The organism is Mesorhizobium sp. LNHC252B00 (genome assembly GCF_000502955.1).
In the GTDB taxonomy this organism is placed as follows: Bacteria; Pseudomonadota; Alphaproteobacteria; order Rhizobiales; family Rhizobiaceae; genus Mesorhizobium.
This window is the reverse complement of sequence record NZ_AYWO01000148.1, coordinates 1-363: the sequence shown is the minus strand read 5'-3', so window position 1 is coordinate 363 and position 363 is coordinate 1. Positions and strand designations below refer to the sequence as shown.

At 64.7% G+C, this 363-nt stretch carries 1 pseudogene; it reads right to left on the bottom strand.

Annotated elements, in window-relative coordinates:
- A pseudogene (locus X744_RS0139385) lies at positions 1 to 278 on the bottom strand (ABC transporter permease); the annotation flags it as partial.
- Positions 279 to 363 lie beyond the last annotated feature (85 nt).

Genomic DNA, 363 nt, shown 5'->3' with positions numbered 1-363 from the left:
CAGGCCATCATCGCGCCCGCCGCCATGGACCAGGGTACCGACAGGTCGATCTGGCCGAGCAGGATGACCAGCATCATGCCGGTGGCGATGACGCCGAGGAACGAGGCCACCTTGAGCTGCTGCAGGAGATATTCAGGCGACAGGAAGCTGCGTGAATAGAGACTGCCGACCAACAGCAGCACCACGATGCAGGCAAAGGCGGTCAGCACCGCCGGATCGGCGCGGCGGATGAATTTCGGCATGCGGCCGGCAATGCCGCCCAAGGTCGTCTCGCTCACAGGAACCACTCCAGCCGGTTGCGGACCCGAAACAGGGCGAAGGCGCCGAGGCTGACGGCGACCAGCAGGATAACGCCCTGGAACA